Origin of the sequence: Microcystis sp. LE19-84.1B (genome assembly GCF_027531875.1) — a bacterium.
Lineage (GTDB): Bacteria > Cyanobacteriota > Cyanobacteriia > Cyanobacteriales > Microcystaceae > Microcystis > Microcystis panniformis.
This window is the reverse complement of record NZ_JAPZSR010000307.1, coordinates 1-2,925: the sequence shown is the minus strand read 5'-3', so window position 1 is coordinate 2,925 and position 2,925 is coordinate 1. Positions and strand designations below refer to the sequence as shown.

The 2,925-nt window shown below is 37.6% G+C and carries 4 protein-coding genes and 1 pseudogene; all 5 read left to right on the top strand.

The genetic code is table 11. The features are described from left to right. The first annotated feature begins 34 nt into the window (after positions 1-34). Positions 35-1,015 (top strand): DUF4351 domain-containing protein, encoded by a 981-nt coding sequence (locus O9324_RS17365; protein ID WP_288140840.1) that lies wholly within the window; start codon positions 35-37, stop codon positions 1,013-1,015. Positions 1,016-1,183: 168 nt separating this feature from the next. Further along, entirely contained in the window at positions 1,184-1,429 is a 246-nt protein-coding gene (locus O9324_RS17360; protein WP_287629408.1) for a UPF0175 family protein, read from the top strand. Next, positions 1,426-1,923 (top strand): PIN domain-containing protein, encoded by a 498-nt coding sequence (locus O9324_RS17355; RefSeq protein WP_288140839.1) that lies wholly within the window; start codon positions 1,426-1,428, stop codon positions 1,921-1,923. Before O9324_RS17360 ends, O9324_RS17355 begins: the two co-directional genes overlap by 4 nt. 156 nt (positions 1,924-2,079) lie before the next feature. Further along, complete coding sequence (locus tag O9324_RS17350) at positions 2,080-2,370, top strand: DUF4347 domain-containing protein (RefSeq protein ID WP_288140838.1); 291 nt, start codon at positions 2,080-2,082, stop codon at positions 2,368-2,370. Between the two features lie 54 nt (positions 2,371-2,424). Continuing rightward, positions 2,425-2,784, top strand: a pseudogene (locus tag O9324_RS17345) (hypothetical protein); the annotation flags it as partial. Positions 2,785-2,925: the final 141 nt, after the last annotated feature.

Here is a 2,925-nt window from a genome sequence, read left to right as displayed (position 1 = left end):
CATTCATCGCTCAGATTAGTTAAGATGACATTACATGACTAATAATATTGACCATGACCGCTTATTTAAAGAGTTAATCTCCACCTTTTTTGTCGAATTTATCGAGTTATTTTTTCCTCAATTGATGGATTATTTAGATAGGGACTCGATTACTTTTTTAGACAAAGAAGTATTTACTGATGTCACGGAAGGAGAAAGGTATGAAAGCGATTTAGTCGCACAGGTTAAGTTTCGAGGAAAAGAATCTTTTTTTCTGATTCATGTAGAGGCGCAGGAAAGTTCACGCAAGTGGTTTAATCGGCGAATGTTTACTTATTTTGCTCGCTTTCATGAGAAATTTGTCTTACCGATTTATCCGATTGTAATTTTTTCTTATTCAAAGCCAAAAAGAGAAGCGATTAGTCAATATGTGGTCGATTTTCCCGATTTTAAGGTATTAGAATTTAACTATCAAGTAGTACAGTTAAATCGATTAAATTGGCGAGATTTTCTCAATCAGCCGAATCCGGTTGCTTCAGCTTTGATGGCGAAGATGAACATTGCAGAGAAAGAGCGAGCCAAGGTAAAAGCGGAATGTCTGCGCTTGTTAATTACTTTAAGGTTAAATCCAGCGAAAATGCAATTAATTTCTGGATTTATTGATACTTATCTCAATCTAAATCCAGTGGAAGAGATACAATTTCAAGAAGAGATTAGCACATTTAGTCAACCCGTACAGGAGGGAGTTATGCAAATTACCACCAGTTGGATGCGTCAAGGTATTGAACTAGGTATCGAACAAGGTATCGAACGGGGTATTGAACAAGGTATCGAACAAGGTATTGAACAAGGTATTGAACGGGAAAAAACATTGATTCTTCGTCAACTTAAACGCAAGTTAGGGGAGATTAATCCTTCATTAGAAACTAAAATTATGGAGTTAAGTATTGATGATGTCGAAGTATTAGCAGAAGCTTTATTCGATTTCTCTACAGTTGAAGATTTAATCAATTGGTTGAATACTTTAACTGCCTAGCTTTGACGTTAGCGATCGCATCTTCGCCATGACAAGGAGTAAGATTGCTTCGGAGAGGGAATTTCAGTTAACAGTTAACAGTTAGAAGTGAGGTCTGCCAAAGGGAATTGACAGACCGCAAAACATAGGATAGCATTTGTATAATTCTTATCAAAATACGGAGAAAATATGACTCTAGTTATTTCCCAAGAAGTGATTAAAGCAAGTGGTTTATCAGAGGATGAACTGTTGATGGAAATTGTTGTTATGTTATTCCAACAAGATAAGATTAGCTTAGGAAAAGCAAGTGAGTTATTAGGTATTAATCAAATCAAGTTTCAACGGCTGCTTTCTGAACGAGGAATTTGTATTCACTATGATGTTGCTGAGTTTCAGGAAGATATTAAGCATTTAAAAGAGAAAGGTTGGCTATGATTATTATTAGCGATACTTCTCCTCTCAGCAGTCTTGCTCTTGTTGGTTATCTGTCAATCTTAAAAGATATTTATACTAATGTTGTTATTCCCCAAGCAGTTGCCAATGAATTAGCCAATTTAACTGAGGAAGATATCCGCATTAAAGCGATAATTTCTCTGAACTGGATACAGGTTAAACAAGCCGCTAATTTGGAACTTGTGGCTTGTTTGAGCAATGACTATAATTTAGATCTTGGCGAAGCAGAAGCAATCGCTCTTGCCTTAGAATTAAAAGCAGATGAATTGTTAATTGATGAGCGTCTTGGACGGAGGGAGGCTGTGCGTTTGGGGATGTCAATTACGGGGGTTCTAGGAGTTCTTTTAATCGCTAAAAATAGAGGATTGATTGCTAAGGTTCAACCCATAATCGATGCTCTAATACTCCAAGCAAATTTTCGCATCAGTCGTCAACTTTATCAGGAGGTTTTGCAAACGGCAAATGAATTAGATTAAGTTGTGATTTTAGAAAACGGGTTTCTTCGAGAAACTATTTAGAAAACCCGTTTTCTTTGAGAAACCCGTTTTCTGTAAATTTTTGTTATATCCCCCTTGAAAGATTGGGGATTGTTGGGCTAAAACTGTTAGCAATAAACCTTTGCTGTTACCGTCATGACTTCTACCCTTTTGCCGAGCCTTCCTGCTGTTGACGATGTTTTGTTCAATTTTGCTCAATCTGATGGCTTAAGTCAAGCTAATCAGGTGAATAGTGCGAGAAATCAGCGTTTAACCGCTACCGTAGTTTTCCTCGATGCTGGTGTTGCCGATTATCAAAGTCTCCAAGCTGGGGTAATTCCAGAAGTCGCCACCGTTATTCTCACTCCCAATCAAGACGGAATCGAACAAATATCCGCTTTTTTACCACAAAATCCCCAGATTACCACCATTCACCTCTATTATTAAATCGGTGCGTTACGCTATCGCGCTTCACAGCCTACGAGTAAGCAAACAACTCAAATGAACCCAACAACCGCCAATTATGATGAACCCTGGAAAGAAGCATTAAGCGAGTATTTTGAAGCGTTTTTATGCTTCTTTTTTCCCGAAGTTCACCAACTAATTGATTGGACAAAAACTCCCGAATCCCTAGAAAAAGAACTCAAACGGATTACCGCTTCAGCAAAGACAAAAAAACGTTTTGCTGACAAACTCTATAAAGTCTGGTTACTCAGGGGTGAAGAAATCTGGATTTTGATTCATATTGAAATTCAAAGTCAATACGAAGAAAATTTCCCTCAGAGGATGTATATTTATAACTATCGTGCCTTTGATTTGTATCAGAAACCGGTTATCAGTCTCGCTATATTAGGAGATGAAGTGCGAAACGTTTAGGCATGAAATAAGGTTGAAATACCTGAAATAACCGCCTAGTAAGGTCTTCAGTCCCCTGACTGAATCTAACAGGTCAACCCTGACCAACCTTATAACTGTTTATATGTCCCAACGTTTAGTATCACA